The sequence below is a fragment of the Paracoccus sp. TOH genome (assembly GCF_030388245.1).
Classification (GTDB): domain Bacteria; phylum Pseudomonadota; class Alphaproteobacteria; order Rhodobacterales; family Rhodobacteraceae; genus Paracoccus; species Paracoccus simplex.
Genome location: NZ_CP098361.1, coordinates 794,890 through 809,981, shown reverse-complemented (window position 1 = coordinate 809,981; position 15,092 = coordinate 794,890). Strand labels below are relative to the sequence as shown.

Here is a 15,092-nt window from a genome sequence, read left to right as displayed (position 1 = left end):
CCGTCATTGGTCACGGGGGATGGAACCAGAAGCGGCGATCCGCGTCCAAGACGCAAAGCGGCACGGCCTATAAGTCGGACTTATGCTTTCGGATCGTGTCCCGCATCAGGCTTTCCGCGCGCGACAGCACGCGGCCCTTCAGTGTCAGCAGCGACAGGGGCAGCGCCACCTCGTCCAGCAGCGGGCATTGGCGGATGCCCGCGAACTGCGCCCAGGGCAGCAGCGAATCGACGACCGCAATTCCCAGTCCCGCCTGCACGAAGCCGACGGCGGTGATCGACATGTCGATTTCCAGGATCGGCTCGAACCGCAGGCCCTGGGCGCGGGCCGCCTGGGACAATTCATGATGTGGGCGGGTCGCCGCGCGATAGGAGATCAATGCCTGATCCTGCAGATCGGCAAGTCTCAGCCCGTCGCGGTCCACGAACGGATGGTCCGGCGGCAAAAGACAGGTAAACCGCGTGCCCCCCAGCGGCTCGACGTCGATATCGGGCGGCATCGTGTCGTCCAGCGCCAGCGCCAGCATGGCATCCCCTGCGCGCAGCATGGTGATCAGCGAGGCGACCGGGGCGACATGGGCGCGCACCAGGATGTCGGGATGCGCCTTGCGATAGGCGGCCAGCACCCCCGGCAGGAAAGACATCGCGGGCGGGGGCGAGGCGGCAATGCGCACCAGTCCTGCCCGCCCCTGCCGCAGGTCGGCGGTCTTGCGGCGCAGCCCTTCCAGCCCGCCGAACAGCCGCTCGGCATCGGGCAGCAGTTCCAGCGCCTCGGGCGTGGGATGCAGGCGCCCCTTTTCGCGGGTGAACAGCGCGAAACCCAACTCGTCCTCGGCATGCAGCAGCACCTGGCTGAGAGCGGGTTGCGAGATGTTCAACATCCGCGCCGCGGCGGTGATCGAGCCTGCGCGCATCACCGCCACGAACACCTCAAGCTGCCTGGCCCGCATCACCACTCCATAGGGTCGACTTATGGCTTACCCAAGAACCCGTCCTTGACCCTTCATGACCCAAGGCGTTCCCTTGGGCAAGGTTTTCGGGGGAACGCGGATGTCGGTGATCGTTCTGGGTGGCGGCTTGATGGGCAGCGCAACGGCGTTCTTCCTGGCGCGCCGGGGCATCGCCGCGACCCTGATCGACACCGGCCGCATCGGCGCCGGGGCGACCGTCGCATCTTTCGGCAACATCCGGCGCAGCGGCCGCTACCTGCCACAATTACCGCTGGCGCATCGCTCGCTTGCCCTGTGGGGCCAACTGGAGGCGCTGCTGGGCCGCGATGTGGAATTCCGCGCGACGGGCCATCTGCGGCTGATCTTCGACCCCGAGGGCCTGGCCCTGATGCGCCGCTTTGCCGAAGACGCCCGGCCCTGGGGGTTGGAGCTCGAGGAGCTTGGCCCGGACCAGATCCGGCAGCGCTTTCCCGGGCTTGGGCCGGAGGCCATCGCCGCGTCGTTCTCGCCCCGCGACGGGTCGGCCAACCCGCGGCTGATCGCGCCGGCCTTTGCCGATGCCGCGGTGCGGGCAGGCGTGCAGGTGGTGGACCAGGCGCAGGTGCTGTCCGTCAAGCCCGGCTTTACCGTCGAAACCGCGCGCGGGACGTTCCATGCCGATCGGTTGGTCAACTGCGCGGGCCATCACGGCGCGGCTCTGGCGGCGCAGTTCGGCGAACCCGTGCCGATCGAGGTTCGCGGTCCGCAGATGGCGGTGACCGAGCCCCTGCCGCACCGCATCCAGCCGGTCGTCGGGGTCTGGTCCGCCGAGCACGGCGCCTATCTGCGGCAGGTGGAACGCGGCAACGTGGTCTTTGGCGGCGCGGTGGACCGGATGACGGTCGGCGCGGATGGCCGCGCCCATGCCGACCCCGCCCGCCTGCCCGCGCAATTGCGCGCCGTGGTGCGCCTGTGCCCGGCCCTGCGCCATGTCGCCGTGATCCGGCAATGGTCGGGGGCCGAGGGTTATGTCCGCGACGGCCTGCCTGTCATGGGCGGCTCGGGCACCACGCCGGGGCTGTTCCATGCCTTCGGGTTCTGCGGCCACGGCTTCCAGCTGGGCCCCGGCGTGGGCGATGCGATGGCGGAACTGGTCGCAACGGACCGCTGCGAAACGCCGCTGGAGGATTTCCACATCGGGCGTTTTGCGGCATGAGCTTAGAACTTCGCCACCTTGCCCCATTGGCTGCCCTTGAAGCGGTCCAGCCGGTATTGCGCGATCTCGGTGATCGGCGTCCGGCCCAGGATCATGTCGGCCACCAGATGCCCGACCCCCGGCCCGATCCCGAAGCCGTGACCCGACAGGCCCGCCGCCAGGACCAGGCCCGGCAGGCCGCAATCCGCGTCGATGACCGGCACCCCGTCGGGCGTGCTGTCGATGAACCCTGCCCAACTGGCCTGCACGGGGATGTTCCGCAGCGCGGGCAGCAGGCGGCGCGCGCGGGCCAGCGTTTCCCTGACCAGGGCCTTGGACGGATGCGGGTCGAGAATCCGCACCCGCTCCATGGGCGTTTCGCGATCCAGCGACCAGCGGCCGAGCGTCTCGAACTCTGCCGCCCATCCCTGCAGCCCGCCGGGGCGCAGGGCACGCCAGCGTTTCGCGAACATCGGCAGGAAATGCCTGGCGCCGGCGATCATCCGCGGCGTCGGATCCACATTGGCCCGGCCCGAGATCGCCAGCGTATAGCCGCCGTCGGCCCGGCGCGTGGCCGATACGGCAGTGGTGTGCAAGGCATCGGGCAGCCCTTCGGCCCCCGGCATCACCGACAGGATGGAACTGCGTACCGAGGCTTGCGGGAAGCCGATCCCCAACTGGCGCAGAAAACTGCCGGCCCAGGCCCCGCCGGCCATCACCACCGTGCCGGTGCGGATCGTGCCGCGCTCGGTCACGACGCCCGCGACGCGGCCGGCCTCGCGCTCCAGCCCGCGGGCGGCGCAGGACTGAATCACATGGCCGCCATGCTTGACGATGCCCTGCGCGATCAGCGGCGCGGCGCTGGCGGGGTCGGCAATACCGTCCGTGGGCGACCAGACGCCGCCCAGCCAGGATTTTCCGGTGGCGCGGCCGCGCTCGGCGGCCTCGGGGGCCGACAGCATCCGCGTGTCGATTCCCTCGCCTTGCGCAAAGCGGCCCCAGGCGGCCCAGCCTTCCAGTTCGGCGGGGTCATCGGTCAGATACAAGAGCCCGCAGCGGCGAAAGCCGATGCCGGGGCCCAGGTCGGCGGTCATCTGGTCCCACAGGTCCAAGCTACGCGTGGACAAGGGCAATTCCCGGGCGTCGCGGTTCTGCTGCCGGCACCAGCCCCAGTTGCGGCTGGACTGTTCCGCGCCGATCCGGCCCTTTTCCAGCAGCACCACGCTTTGCCCGGCGCGGGCCAGCCAATAGGCGGTCGAGACCCCGACAATACCGCCGCCGATCACGACGCAATCGGCGCGGGCGGGCAGGTCTCCGGCGGTCTCGATGGGCAAAAGCGGTGCGGGCATGGGCTTCTCCGGTCGTGTCCCCGCAGGCTAGCGGCGGGTGACCAGCCGCTTGTGCCGCATCTCGCGGCAGCGGCGGCATTTCCTGTCGAATTGCCGCCAGTTGGCAGCGAGGTCGAATTGCAGCAGAAGGAACCCGGAACGGGAAGGAAGATCGAATGACACCGCCGCTGAAACTGGACCGTATCGATGTGAAGATCCTTGCCGAGCTGCAGAAGAACGGCCGCATCACCAATGTCGAACTGGCCGATCTGGTGGCGCTGTCACCCTCGCCCTGCCTGATGCGGGTCAAGAAGCTGCAGCAGGCCGGGTACATCACCGGCTATAGCGCCCAGATCAACGTGGCGAAGCTGGGCGAAACGCTGACCGTCTTTACCGAGTTCACCCTGAAGAACCACCGCCCGCCAGACTTCGCGCGTTTCCAGGAGGCGCTGGAAAAGATCGACAGCTGCATCGAATGCCACCTGGTGTCGGGCGGATACGACTATCTGGCGAAATTCGTGACCTCGGGGATCGTGGACTACCAGAACATCATCGAATCGCTGATCGACCGCGACGTGGGCGTGGACAAGTATTTCAGCTTCGTGGTGATCAAGACGCCCTTCGTCAAGACGCAGATCCCGCTGACCAGGCTGTTCGCGGAACGGTCCTGACGCCGGACCACAGCGGCCGGCGCCGGCCGGGCCTTGGCGGCCCGGCTGTATCCGTGGATGGGACAGCGCGCGTGGCAAGGCGTTGGCCCTTGCCGGTCGGCGCTACCTTCCGGCGAACTGCGCCATCAGGGCGGGATCCTGTTCCAGCCCCTTCAGCCAGCCGGTATCCAGCTGGGGGATCGAGCCGATCAGCAGCCGCGAATAGGGATGCGCGGCCTCGGTCGACATGCGCGCCGCGGGCAGCGCCTCGACGACGCGGCCCTTCAGCATCACCAGAACCTCGTCGCAGATCGCCTCGACCGTGGACAGGTCGTGGCTGATGAACATGTAGGACAGGCTCAGCTCGCGCTGCAGCTCCTTCAGCAGGTCCAGGATCGCCGCCGCGACGACGGTGTCCAGCGCCGAGGTGATCTCGTCGCAGAGGATCAGTTCGGGTTCGGCGGCCAGGGCGCGGGCCAGGTTCACCCGCTGCTTCTGCCCGCCCGACAATTCCGACGGCAGGCGATGGCGCAGGTGGCCGGGCAGGCGCACCATGTCCAGAAGCTCGATCACCCGGGCATTGCGCGCGGCCCCGGCCATGCCGTGATAGAAGGTCAGGGGCCGGGCCAGGATCGTCTCGATCGACTGCGCCGGGTTCAGCGCGGTGTCGGCCAGCTGGAAGACGATCTGGACGCGGCGCAATTCGTCCTTGCTGCGCTGTTGCAGCGAGGGCGCCAGTTCCTTGCCGTCCAGCAGCAGGTTGCCGCGATAGGCGGGCAGGATGCCGGCGATGGCGCGGGCCAGCGTCGACTTACCCGACCCGGATTCCCCGATCACGCCCAGGTTGCGGCCGCGTTCCAGCCGGAAGCTGACATCCTGCAGGATCTTCGCCGCCGGCACGCCGTCGCGGATCACGCCATAGCCCGCGCAGAGGTCTTGCACCGCAAGGATCGGCTCGGCCGCGTCGGGCCGGGCCACCGGGACATGCGGCACCGGCTCGAAGGCCTCCAGAAGCTGGCGGGTATAGGGGTGCTTCGGCGCGTGCAGGATCTGCTCGGTCGGGCCTTCCTCCTGCACCACGCCGTTCTTCAGCACGATGATGCGGTCGGCGATCTGGGCCACCACGGCCAGGTCGTGGCTGACATAGACCCCTGCCATGGCGCCCTTGTCCATGACCGACTTGAAGGCGCGCAGCACCTCGATCTGGGTGGTCACGTCCAGCGCGGTCGTCGGCTCGTCGAAGATCACCAGCGCCGGATCCCCGATCAGCGCCATGGCCGCCGACAGGCGCTGCAACTGCCCGCCCGAGACCTGATGCGGATAGCGGCTGCCGATGGTGTCGGGATCGGGCAGCGCCAGGGCGCGGAACAGCTGCCGCGCCCGGGCCTCGGCCTGCTCGCGCGGCATCAGCTTGTGGATGGCGGTGATCTCGACCACCTGATCCATGATGCGCTTGGCCGGGTTGAAGGCCGCGGCCGCCGATTGCGGGACATAGGACACCTCGGTCCCGCGCATGGCGGCGCGCTGGCGTTCGGGCATCGCCGTCACGTCGCGGCGGCCCACGCGGATGCTGCCGCCCTGGATGGCGCAGCCGGGCCGCGCATGGCCCATCAGCGACAGGGCGATGGTGGTCTTGCCCGACCCGCTTTCGCCGATCAGGGCCACGATCTCGCCCGCGGCGATGTCGAAGCTGACACCCTTAATGATCTCGACCTCGCGGCCCGAGTCGGTCCTGGCGCCGATCTTCAGGTCGCGCACGGAAACAAGCGGCTGATCCATCATTCGCTCCTGTCGCGGATGCGGGTGGGCAGGTTGTCGATGAACATGTTGACCGAAATGGTCAGCGAGGCGATGGCGATCGAGGGAAAGATCACCGCCGGCGCCCCGAGGCTGAGGCCCTCGATGTTCTCGCGCACCAGCGCGCCCCAGTCGGCATTGGGCGGCTGCACGCCAAGGCCCAGGAAAGACAGGCCCGACAGCACCAGCACGATGAAGACGAAGCGCAGGCCCAGGTCGGCCAGAACGGGGCCCAGGATGTTGGGAAAGATCTCGCGCAGGATGATGTGGCCGAAGCCCTCGCCCCGGGCGCGGGCCACGGTGACGAAATCCATGGTGTTGACATTGACCGCCAGCGCGCGGGCAAAGCGATAGGAGCCGGGCAGATACATCGCCGCCAGCGTCACGATCAGGATCGGGATCGAGGATCCGACCGCAGCCACCACGACCAGGCCGAACAGCAGGTGCGGAATGCCGTTGAAGGCGTCCAGGAAGCGCGACAGCAGCGTGTCGAACCAGCCGCCGACCACGGCGGCGATCATGCCCAGCAGCACGCCGCCCGCGCAGGCCAGGATCACCGCGGCCAGCGCGATGCCGACGGTATAGCGCGTGCCCATGATGATGCGGGACAGGATGTCGCGGCCCAGATAGTCGCTGCCCATCCAGAACTGGCTGCTCATCGGGCCGAAATAGTCGAAATCGACCATGTCGCCGGGGGGATAGGGCGCGATCCAGGGGCCGATGATGGCGATCACCGCCCAGAACAGGATCACGGCCAGACCGATGCGGCCCACCCAGTTGAAGGAATATCCCAGCCGGGCCGGGGTCGGAAGGCGCAAAGCAAGGGACATCAACGGCGCAACCTCGGGTTGGAGAGAATGGCGATCATGTCGGCCAGCGTGATCAGCAGCAGGTAGCTGATGCAGAAGATCATCGCGCAGCTCTGGATCAGCGGCAGGTCCCGGGTGGACACGGCGTCGACCATCAGCTTGGCCACGCCCGGATAATTGAAGACGGTCTCGACGATGATCACGCCGCCGACCAGATAGGACAGCGACAGCGCCACCGCGTTCGCAATGGGGCCAAGCGCGTTCGGCAGGGCATGGCCCAGCACCATCCGCGTGCGCGACGCGCCCTTCAGCAGCGCCATTTCCACATAGGGAGTGTTGATCGTCTCGATCACCGCGGCCCGCGTCATGCGGATCATCTGGGCCGAGACGACGAAGGACAGCGAGATCACGGGCATCGCATAGGCACGCAGCATGTCGCCCAGGGAATCCACCTCCACGCCGAAGGACAGCGCGGGCAGCCAGTCCAGCCAGACGGCGAAGACCAGCACCGCCAGCGTCGCCACCATGAATTCGGGCACCGAGATGACGGAAATCGTCAGCACCGAGACCAGACGGTCCAGCCAGGATCCGCGCCACATGGCGGCGGCGATGCCCAGGGTCAGCGCCACGGGCACGCAGACCAGCGTGACGATGCCCGCCAGGCGCAGCGTGTTCATCAGCCGCCCCGACAACAGGTCGGCCACGGCCATCTTGTTGACATAGGACATCCCCAGATCACCCGTGGCAAGCCCGCCCAGCCAGGACAGGAAGCGCCAGATCGCCGGCTCGTCCAGGCCCATGGCGGTGCGCAGGCCGGCCACGGCCTCGGGGGTTGCGGCCTGACCCAGCAGCACCTCGGCCACGTCGCCGGGCAGCAGTTCGGTCGCGAAGAAGACCGCGAAGGACACGATCAGCAGCGTGATGAGCGCGATGCCCAGGCGCTGGCCGACCAGGATCCAGGTGGTTGCGGAACGCAGCATGTCGCACCTCCATCAAGGGGATGCCCCTGCGCGCATTGCGCAAGGGCGCGGGGCGTGGGGATATCAGCCCTCCAGCCAGACATATTCGGCGAAGGCATAGCCCATCTGGCCGCCCAAGGGATTGGGGCGCATGCCCTTCATCTTCGACGAATGTGCGTCGACGTTGGAAATATAGGCGGGAATGATGGTGCCTGCCTCGGCCGCGATCATTTCCTGCATCTCCCAATAGATCGCCTTGCGCTTCTCCTCGTCCAGCAAGCCGCGCGCCTCGACCAGCATGGCGTCGAACTTCTCGGACTTGTAGTGGCTTTCGTTCCAGGGCGCGTCGGATGCGTAGAGCAGCGAGAACAGGATGTCCGGCGTCGGGCGCGGGTTGATGTTGCCGAAATGGATCGGTGCCTTCAGCCAGTAGTTCGACCAGTATCCGTCGGACGGCACCCGCTCGATCTTGAAGGGCATGCCGGCCTGGGCGCCGGCCTGCTGGACGACCATGGCATAGTCGATGGCCGAATTCGCCGCGTCCGAGGTGACAATCGGGATCGCCTGGCCCAGCACCCCGGCCTTTTCGAACAGCGCCTTGGCGCGCTCGGGGTCGAATGCGCGCGGCTTCAGGTTCGGGTTGTGATAGCGGTCCATGGCCGAGACGGGCTGGTCGTTGGCAACCTCGCCCAAACCGCGCAGCACGCCGTTCACGATGGCGTCGCGGTTCATCAGGTATTTCATGCCCTCGACGAAATCGGCCTTGTCGCCCGGCGCCATGTCCAGACGGATGTTGAGGTTGGTATAGTTGCCAGCCGTCGAGATCGCGCTGACCACATGGTCCTGCCCTTCGATCATGCGCATGGAGCGCGGGTTGATCGCGGCGGCCAGGTGGATGTCGCCCGACAGCACGGCGTTGACGCGGGCATTGTTGTCCGAGATGGCGAAATATTCGAAACTGTCCAGATAGGGCCCGGTGCCCTTGAAGTAGTTCGGGTTGCGGGTGCCGACGGACCGCACGCCGGGTTCGAAGGTTTCGCAGAGGAAGGCGCCGGTGCCGTTGGCCTTGCTGAAATCGCTGGTGCCTTCGGCCAGGATCATGAAATGGTGCAGCGACAGGATGGTGGGCAGGTCGGCATTGGCCGCCGCCAGCACGATGCTGACGGTGCGGTCGTCCACGGCGGTGATCTCGGCCATCTGTTCGGCAATGGCGGCGGCCTTGGACCCCACGGCCGGATCCTGATGGCGCTTGAGCGACCAGACCACGTCCGACGCCGTCAAGGTCTTGCCGTCATGGAAGGTCACGTCGGGCTTCAGCTTGATCTGCCAGGTCTTGCCGTCCGTCGTCTCGATGGACTCGGCCAGCTCCATCTTCACCTCGCTGCCCTCCTCGAGGAAGGTCAGCCGGTTATAGAAGGCGCAGCAGCGGGTATAGTCGGTGGACAGGGACGCCTTGGCCGGGTCCAGCGTGTCGGCGGTCGAGGCCGACCAGCCCGCGGCCTTCAAATGCCCGCCCGTGACCGGGGTTTGCGCGACAGCCTGACCGGCGCGCAGCAGCAGCGATCCACCCGCGGACAGCGCCACGCCCGACGCCATCAGCATCTTGAGCAGGTCCCGGCGCGAAGCGCCACGGCGGATTGCGGCCTCGACCATCGCGTCGTCGCGGCCCGTCCAGTTGTTCGGCTTGAGGTCTTTCATGTCGTCATCCCTGTTGCTTGCCCGGCGGCTCTCATGTCCGCTCGGGCGGGTGGAGTCAGTTGTCGAAGGCCTTGTCGGCGGCCTCGGCCAGGTCGAGCAGTGCGTGGAAATGGTAGTCGGGTTCGGTGAATTCCGCCGGTTCGATGGTCCCGCCATAGCCGTTCTGGGCATGGCGGCGCTGGATCCAGGCATTGGTCATGCCCAAGGCGCGCGAGATGCCGATGTCGTGGTGCTGGCTTTGCGCGGTATGCAGGATGTCGTCCTTGGTCCCGCCATTCTTGCCGACGAAGTCGAACACCTGCTGGAAAAAGGCCGGATCGGGCTTTTCGGTGCCGGTATCGTCGGTGGTGAAGCTGGCCCAGAAGGGATTGCCCAGCTTTTCTTCGTATTTCTCGAAAGCCCAGCGGCGGGCATTGGTCATGGCGATCAGCTTGTAGCGCGCCTTCAGCCGGGCCATCGCCTGGACGCTGTCCGCAAAGGGCTGCGCCTCGCCCACGGCGTCGATCATGAACCGGCGGTTTTCCGGCGTGTCGGGCAGACCGGTCGCGGCCGCGATCTGACCGTAGCAACGACCCAGGTCGTCCGGGAAGCGCAGCGCGTCCGGCTGATAGCGGGCGTTGCGGTAAACGGCCAGCGCCTCCTCGCCGTCGATGGTCATGCCGGCATCGGCTGCGATCGTCGCCAGCGCGCCGGTAATCGCGCCCTCGAAGTCGATCAGCGTGCCGACCACGTCGAAGGTGACATAGGAAAAACGGTCCAAGGGTCTTGCCGCCGTCAGGGTGGCCATGGGGTGAACTTCCTTTCGCAGGTGCCGCGGGCCGCGGCGGTCAGATCGGCGGACGCGCGGGTCGTCACATCCCGTCACATCCAGATTTGCGCCATTCGGGGGCTGCAAAACGCCGAAACGGGCGGTCGGCGCAGCAGATTCTTTCGTATTGGGCTGGGGCGCGGCATATCGCCAGCGCCCTAGTATCCCCGGTTGCGGTCCACCAGGCCCGGCACCGGCAGCCCGTCGCGGTTGGCGCGGATGACGGCCAGGGCATGGCGGGCGCCTTCCTCGGCATCGGTATGGGCGGCGATATGCGGGGTGATCAGCACGCGCGGATCGCGCCAGGCCCAGTGATCCGCCGGCAAAGGCTCGGGATCGGTTACGTCCAGCATGGCGGCAGAAAGCCGCCCGCCGTCCAGCGCCCGGCGCAGCGCCGCCATGTCCAGCTGTGCGCCGCGCCCGGCATGGACCAGTCCCGCGCCCTGCGGCAGCCGGTCGAAGAAGCCGCTGCCCATCAGGCCGCGGGTTTCGTCCGTCAGCGGCAGCAGGCAGACCAGGATATCGACCCCGGCCAGAAAGGCGTCCAGCCGATTCGCGCCGAAGATCTCGATCCCCTCGACCGGCAGGCCCGAGCGGCTGTATCCCGAAACGGCAAAGTCCAGGGCTTGCAGGCTTGCGGCGGCCAGACGCCCGATCCGGCCCATGCCCATGATGCCCACCCGCCGCGTGCACGCCAGCCGCGCCGGGCGGGGCTGCCATTCGCCGCGCGCGGCATGATCCAGATAGAACGGCAGGTCCCGGTGCAGCGCCAGCGTGGCCATGACCACCCAGTCGCGCACCATGGCCTCGATCCCCGGCGCGATGGTGCGCGACAGCGCCACGCCATCCGGCAAGGCCGGGAAATGGTCTGTGCCCGCGCCGACGCAGATCACCGTGCGCAGGTTCGGATAGCGCGCCAGATCGGCGGGCGGCATCCAGCAGGCCAGATGCGTGACCTGCGCGGGGTCGGTCACGCTGGCCGCGTCGGGGATGAAGCCCTCGCCCGCCTCGGCGAAGATGCGTCCCCAGACGGCGCCGCGTTCGGGGGTGGAATGCAGCAGCAGCGCCATCAGCGCAGGGCCGCGCGGATTTCCGGGTCTTCCAGCGTCAGATCCAGCACCTTGCGGGTCCGTTCGACGATCTGGTCGATCTGGTCCGCCGTGCAGCACAGGGGTGGCGCATAGCCGAAGATGCCCTGCGCAAAGGACCGCACGATCAGCCCCTGGTCCCAGGCCCGGTCGAACAGCCGCGTGGCCGGCTGGACCTCGGGCGGCAGAGGGGTCTTGGCATCCTTGTCCACGACCAATTCGACCGCCGCCAGCATCCCCCTGCCCCGCACATCGCCGACCAGCGGGTGATCGCGCAGGCTTTCCAGCCCGGCCTGCAACCGCGCGCCTGCGCGGCGGCCGTTTTCCAGCAACCCGCCTTCGTAGAGCGCCAGCACCTCCAGCGCCACGGCGGCGCTGACCGGATGCGCGGAATAGGTGAAGCCATGGCCCACGGCCTTGGCCCCCGCGCCATCGGCGATGGTTTCATAGACATAGTCGCGCATGAAGACCGCGCCCATCGGCACATAGCCCGAGGTCAGCCCCTTGGCCGTGGTCATCAGGTCGGGAACGATGCCCTCGTCCTCGCAGGCGAACAGCGGGCCGGTGCGGCCAAAGCCGGTGATGACCTCGTCGGCGACGAACAGCACGCCGTATTCGGCACACAGATCGCGCATCGCCTTGATCCAGCCCTTGGGCGGCACCAGCACGCCGCCCGAGCCCTGGATCGGCTCGACATAGAAGGCGGCGACGCGGTCGGGACCAAGCGATTCGATCTTCGCCCGCAGTTCCGCGACCGAGGCGTCGGTCACGGCCTGCGCATCGCGGCCCGCCGGGTTGCGATACAGGTCATGCGACGAAATCTTGTGCTGCCAGTCATAGGGCACCCCGAAACCGTCATGAAAGCCCGGCAGCGCCGTCAGCCCCGCCCCCATGGTGGTCGAGCCGTGATAGCCGTTGGCGACCGAGATGAACTGGTCGCGGCCCGACTGGCCCTTGGCATGCCAGTAATAGCGGATGAAGCGGATGGTGCTGTCCACCGCGTCCGATCCGCCCAGCGTGAAATAGACATGGTTCAGATCGCCCGGGGCGCGTTCGGCCAGGGCGGCGGCCAGGCGGATCGGCGCCTCGGCGCCCAGGTCGAAATAGCCGGTGGCATAGGGCAGCTTGCGCATCTGCTCGGCGGCGGCCTCGACGATGCTTTCGTGGCCATAGCCCGCGTTCACGCACCACAGGCCCGCGAAACCGTCGATCAGGGTACGCCCCTCGCTGTCGGTGACGGTCGCGCCCTGCCCGCCGATCAGGATGCGCACGCCGCGCTGTTCGTGCCCGCGAAAGGACGAAACCGGGTGGATCAGGTGCCGGCGGTCGAGCTCGGCCAGGGAATTGCTCAGCATGGGGGTCTCCGGGTTCAGCCCAGGGCTTGCGAGATCAGGGCCTGGGTCGTGGGTGCGGGGGTGCGCGGGTTGCGGGTCATGGCGGTGCCACCGCCGGCATGGGCCAGGCCCAGCGTCGCCGCGAAGCCGCCAAGGCCCTGTTCCGCGCGCAGATCGACACGCAGGAAGCTGCCTTCGCAGCGGCGCGCGGCCTCGGCCAGCAAGGCGCGGGCGGTGGCGGCGTCGGGGGCGACAACCGGCCCGACCACGCGGCCGCGCCCGAAATCGCGCAGCAGGGCAAAGCCGGTGTCGCAGATCAGAACCGCGCCGGCGGCGGCGATGTCGCGCAAAAGGGATGCGCGGTCCATGCCGCTGGCGGCGCGGTCGGCATCGGCGAGGCGGTCGATATCGGCGGGACGGCCGGTGGCGACGGGCCGTTCCGGCGCGGTTGCGATGGCAAGGCCCTGATGCTGAACGATCTGGCCGCTGGCCCGGAAGCCGAGTTTTTCGTAAAGCGGCAGCCCGTCCGTGGTGGCGATCAGGCGCATTTCGCGGTCGCCGGCCAGGGCGATGATCGCCTCCATCAGCGCACGGCCCAGGCCACGCCCGCGCATCGCCGCATCGACGATGATCATGTTCAGCGTGGCGACCGCGCCGAAGGGCGAACACAGCGCGGTGCCGACCACGCGGCCTTCGTCCAGCGCCACGACGCCTTGCGACGTTGACAGCGTCAGCGCCCAGTCCTCGGCCCGGTGGGGCCAGCCGGCCTGCTGCGACAGGCGCAGCGCCTGCGGCAGATGGGCGGGGGTAAAGGCAGTAAGAGCAGTGGTCGTGGTCATGCGGTTTGTCCTTGTTGGCACCATCCTGCCACGGGCGCGCCCGCAGGATTGCCGATCTGGCAAGGGCGCGCGGCATGTCCTGCGGATGGCAGGACTGCCGCCGCAGAAAATGCTGTCACACGCAAAGCCGCTGTCCCAGACGACGGATCAGGGCGCAGGTCTCCTGCAGCTCGGCTTGGGTCAGGTATTCCTCGGGGCGGTGCGCGCGGGCGATGTCGCCGGGGCCGCAGATGATCGCGGGGATCCCGGCCTGCTGGTAAAGCCCGGCCTCGGTGCCATAGCTGACCGCGCCCAGGGGCGTCGCGCCCGTCAGCTCGGCCAACAGCCGCGCCAGCGGGTGGTCGCCGTCAAGCGCAAGCGCCGGATAGGAGGACAGCCAGTCCACGGCCAGCCCCTCTGCCGCCGCGACCACCGGCGCCAGGACCGCCCGGGGATCGACGCCGTGGATCGCCCGGGCCTCGATCTGCGCCTCGGCGCGGTCGGGGATGATGTTGACGGCCTGTCCGCCCGCGACGGTGCCGATCTGCAGGCTGGACCAGGGCGGCGCGAAGCGCGGATCCTGCGGCCCGGATCGCAGCGCCACGGCCAGCGCGGCGGCGGCGTTCAGCGCCGGCAGCAGCGCGTGGATCGCGTTCGCGCCCAGGTCGGGGCGCGAGGAATGCCCCGCCACCCCCGTCGCCACCAGCCGCAGCGCCGCCTTGCCCTTGTGCGCCAGCACCGGCACCAGGCCGGACGGCTCGCCGATGATCGCCCCCAGCGGCGGCGCGCAAAGCCCGGGCAGGGCCGCCAGCAGATGCGGCACGCCCCGGCAGCCCGCCTCCTCGTCATAGGAAAGCGCGATATGGACCGGCGCCGACAGCGGCATCGCGACCAGTTCGGGCACCATCGCCAGGGCGGCGGCGACAAAGCCCTTCATGTCGCAGGCCCCGCGCCCGATCAGCCGGTCGCCGTCGCGGCGCAAGACGAAGGGATCGGCCCGCCAATCCGGTTCGCCCGCCGGCACCACGTCCAGATGGCCCGACAGGACATAGCCGGGGCGCGAGGCATCGCCGATGCTGGCGAACAGGTTCCAGCGGTCGCCTTCGGGTCCGGGGACCAGCGCCGGCTCGATCCCGTGCCCGCGCAGGTAATCCGCCACGAAGCCGATGATGTCGCCGTTCGGGCCGCCCACGACGCTGGGAAACCCGACCAGCCGGGCCAGAAGATCAGTCGGCGAAGACATAGATCTTGCGCACGGTTTCGATGGTTTTCCAGGTGCCCTTGAAGCCCGGCTTCATCAGGAAGCTGTCGCCTGCGGTGAAGCGGCGCGTCTCGCCGCCGTCCTCGGTCAGATCGACCACCCCGGAGAGGATATGGCAGAACTCCAGCGCCTCGCCCTTGGTGGAACGGGTGGTGCCGGGCGTCGCTTCCCAGATGCCGGTGCGGATCTTCGACCAGTTGCCCAGGGGCACCTCGTCCAGGGCCCAGGTCTTGAAGGCGGGCGCGCCGTCGATCAGTTTCTCAGGGGCGACCACGTCCTCGCGCGGGGCAAAGGCGGGGGCGGTGTCGATGGGGGTCAGCAGGGTCATGGGGTTCCTTTCCGTTACGGCGCCAGCCTGGCCCGATCCGCACAGGGTCGGGCACCGTTGCCGGGTCATGGGCGGCAGGGCCTGCCGTCCA

General features: G+C 68.4%; 14 protein-coding genes. 2 read left to right on the top strand and 12 right to left on the bottom strand.

Annotation, left to right across the window (positions count from 1 at the left end; all coding sequences use genetic code 11):
- Positions 1 to 67: 67 nt before the first annotated feature.
- On the bottom strand, positions 68 to 949 hold the full coding sequence (locus tag NBE95_RS14595; RefSeq protein WP_289894971.1) for a LysR family transcriptional regulator: 882 nt from the start codon (positions 947 to 949) through the stop codon (positions 68 to 70).
- A 100-nt stretch (positions 950 to 1,049) separates the two neighbouring features.
- Between NBE95_RS14595 and NBE95_RS14590 the strand changes: the two genes are divergently transcribed.
- Entirely contained in the window at positions 1,050 to 2,144 is a 1,095-nt protein-coding gene (locus NBE95_RS14590; RefSeq protein ID WP_289894970.1) for an FAD-binding oxidoreductase, read from the top strand.
- A gap of 2 nt (positions 2,145 to 2,146) precedes the next feature.
- On the opposite strand, the gene NBE95_RS14585 is transcribed toward NBE95_RS14590, so the two are convergent.
- The gene (locus NBE95_RS14585; protein WP_289894969.1) at positions 2,147 to 3,472 is read right to left on the bottom strand and encodes an FAD-binding oxidoreductase; all 1,326 of its coding nucleotides are present in this window, start codon (positions 3,470 to 3,472) and stop codon (positions 2,147 to 2,149) included.
- Positions 3,473 to 3,627: 155 nt separating this feature from the next.
- Here NBE95_RS14585 and NBE95_RS14580 point away from each other — a divergent pair, with 155 nt between their 5' ends.
- Complete coding sequence (locus tag NBE95_RS14580; protein ID WP_197029447.1) at positions 3,628 to 4,122, top strand: Lrp/AsnC family transcriptional regulator; 495 nt, start codon at positions 3,628 to 3,630, stop codon at positions 4,120 to 4,122.
- Positions 4,123 to 4,224: 102 nt separating this feature from the next.
- On the opposite strand, the gene NBE95_RS14575 is transcribed toward NBE95_RS14580, so the two are convergent.
- The 10 genes from NBE95_RS14575 to NBE95_RS14530 form a co-directional block, all read right to left on the bottom strand.
- Positions 4,225 to 5,880: an ABC transporter ATP-binding protein gene (locus NBE95_RS14575; protein ID WP_289894968.1), complete on the bottom strand. Its 1,656-nt coding sequence runs from the start codon at positions 5,878 to 5,880 to the stop codon at positions 4,225 to 4,227.
- Complete coding sequence (locus NBE95_RS14570) at positions 5,880 to 6,728, bottom strand: ABC transporter permease (RefSeq protein WP_288951308.1); 849 nt, start codon at positions 6,726 to 6,728, stop codon at positions 5,880 to 5,882. Before NBE95_RS14570 ends, NBE95_RS14575 begins: the two co-directional genes overlap by 1 nt.
- Entirely contained in the window at positions 6,728 to 7,687 is a 960-nt protein-coding gene (locus NBE95_RS14565) for an ABC transporter permease (RefSeq protein ID WP_289894967.1), read from the bottom strand. Before NBE95_RS14565 ends, NBE95_RS14570 begins: the two co-directional genes overlap by 1 nt.
- Before the next feature lie 63 nt (positions 7,688 to 7,750).
- Complete coding sequence (locus NBE95_RS14560; protein ID WP_289894966.1) at positions 7,751 to 9,364, bottom strand: ABC transporter substrate-binding protein; 1,614 nt, start codon at positions 9,362 to 9,364, stop codon at positions 7,751 to 7,753.
- A 55-nt stretch (positions 9,365 to 9,419) separates the two neighbouring features.
- Positions 9,420 to 10,151: an HAD-IA family hydrolase gene (locus NBE95_RS14555; protein ID WP_289894965.1), complete on the bottom strand. Its 732-nt coding sequence runs from the start codon at positions 10,149 to 10,151 to the stop codon at positions 9,420 to 9,422.
- 179 nt (positions 10,152 to 10,330) lie between these two features.
- Positions 10,331 to 11,242: a glyoxylate/hydroxypyruvate reductase A gene (locus tag NBE95_RS14550; protein WP_289894964.1), complete on the bottom strand. Its 912-nt coding sequence runs from the start codon at positions 11,240 to 11,242 to the stop codon at positions 10,331 to 10,333.
- A complete protein-coding gene (locus tag NBE95_RS14545; RefSeq protein ID WP_289894963.1) occupies positions 11,242 to 12,615 on the bottom strand; it encodes an aspartate aminotransferase family protein in 1,374 nt (457 codons plus the stop codon). The genes NBE95_RS14550 and NBE95_RS14545 overlap by 1 nt, the downstream gene beginning before the upstream one ends.
- Before the next feature lie 14 nt (positions 12,616 to 12,629).
- Positions 12,630 to 13,433 carry a GNAT family N-acetyltransferase gene (locus NBE95_RS14540; RefSeq protein WP_289894962.1) on the bottom strand — a complete coding sequence of 268 codons (804 nt, stop codon included), beginning with the start codon at positions 13,431 to 13,433 and terminating at the stop codon, positions 12,630 to 12,632.
- A 115-nt stretch (positions 13,434 to 13,548) separates the two neighbouring features.
- Complete coding sequence (gene argE, locus NBE95_RS14535) at positions 13,549 to 14,655, bottom strand: acetylornithine deacetylase (RefSeq protein ID WP_289894961.1); 1,107 nt, start codon at positions 14,653 to 14,655, stop codon at positions 13,549 to 13,551.
- Complete coding sequence (locus tag NBE95_RS14530; protein WP_289894959.1) at positions 14,639 to 15,001, bottom strand: cupin domain-containing protein; 363 nt, start codon at positions 14,999 to 15,001, stop codon at positions 14,639 to 14,641. Before NBE95_RS14530 ends, argE begins: the two co-directional genes overlap by 17 nt.
- Between the last annotated feature and the right edge of the window lie 91 nt (positions 15,002 to 15,092).

Excerpts from the sequence above, each read along its gene's own strand:
- NBE95_RS14595 (WP_289894971.1), bottom strand. The coding sequence starts at position 949 with ATGCGGGCCAGGCAGCTTGAGGTGTTCGTGGCGGTGATGCGCGCAGGC.
- NBE95_RS14590 (WP_289894970.1), top strand. The coding sequence starts at position 1,050 with ATGTCGGTGATCGTTCTGGGTGGCGGCTTGATGGGCAGCGCAACGGCG.
- NBE95_RS14585 (WP_289894969.1), bottom strand. The coding sequence starts at position 3,472 with ATGCCCGCACCGCTTTTGCCCATCGAGACCGCCGGAGACCTGCCCGCC.
- NBE95_RS14580 (WP_197029447.1), top strand. The coding sequence starts at position 3,628 with ATGACACCGCCGCTGAAACTGGACCGTATCGATGTGAAGATCCTTGCC.
- NBE95_RS14575 (WP_289894968.1), bottom strand. The coding sequence starts at position 5,880 with ATGGATCAGCCGCTTGTTTCCGTGCGCGACCTGAAGATCGGCGCCAGG.
- NBE95_RS14570 (WP_288951308.1), bottom strand. The coding sequence starts at position 6,728 with ATGTCCCTTGCTTTGCGCCTTCCGACCCCGGCCCGGCTGGGATATTCC.
- NBE95_RS14565 (WP_289894967.1), bottom strand. The coding sequence starts at position 7,687 with ATGCTGCGTTCCGCAACCACCTGGATCCTGGTCGGCCAGCGCCTGGGC.
- NBE95_RS14560 (WP_289894966.1), bottom strand. The coding sequence starts at position 9,364 with ATGAAAGACCTCAAGCCGAACAACTGGACGGGCCGCGACGACGCGATG.
- NBE95_RS14555 (WP_289894965.1), bottom strand. The coding sequence starts at position 10,151 with ATGGCCACCCTGACGGCGGCAAGACCCTTGGACCGTTTTTCCTATGTC.
- NBE95_RS14550 (WP_289894964.1), bottom strand. The coding sequence starts at position 11,242 with ATGGCGCTGCTGCTGCATTCCACCCCCGAACGCGGCGCCGTCTGGGGA.
- NBE95_RS14545 (WP_289894963.1), bottom strand. The coding sequence starts at position 12,615 with ATGCTGAGCAATTCCCTGGCCGAGCTCGACCGCCGGCACCTGATCCAC.
- NBE95_RS14540 (WP_289894962.1), bottom strand. The coding sequence starts at position 13,433 with ATGACCACGACCACTGCTCTTACTGCCTTTACCCCCGCCCATCTGCCG.
- argE (WP_289894961.1), bottom strand. The coding sequence starts at position 14,655 with ATGTCTTCGCCGACTGATCTTCTGGCCCGGCTGGTCGGGTTTCCCAGC.
- NBE95_RS14530 (WP_289894959.1), bottom strand. The coding sequence starts at position 15,001 with ATGACCCTGCTGACCCCCATCGACACCGCCCCCGCCTTTGCCCCGCGC.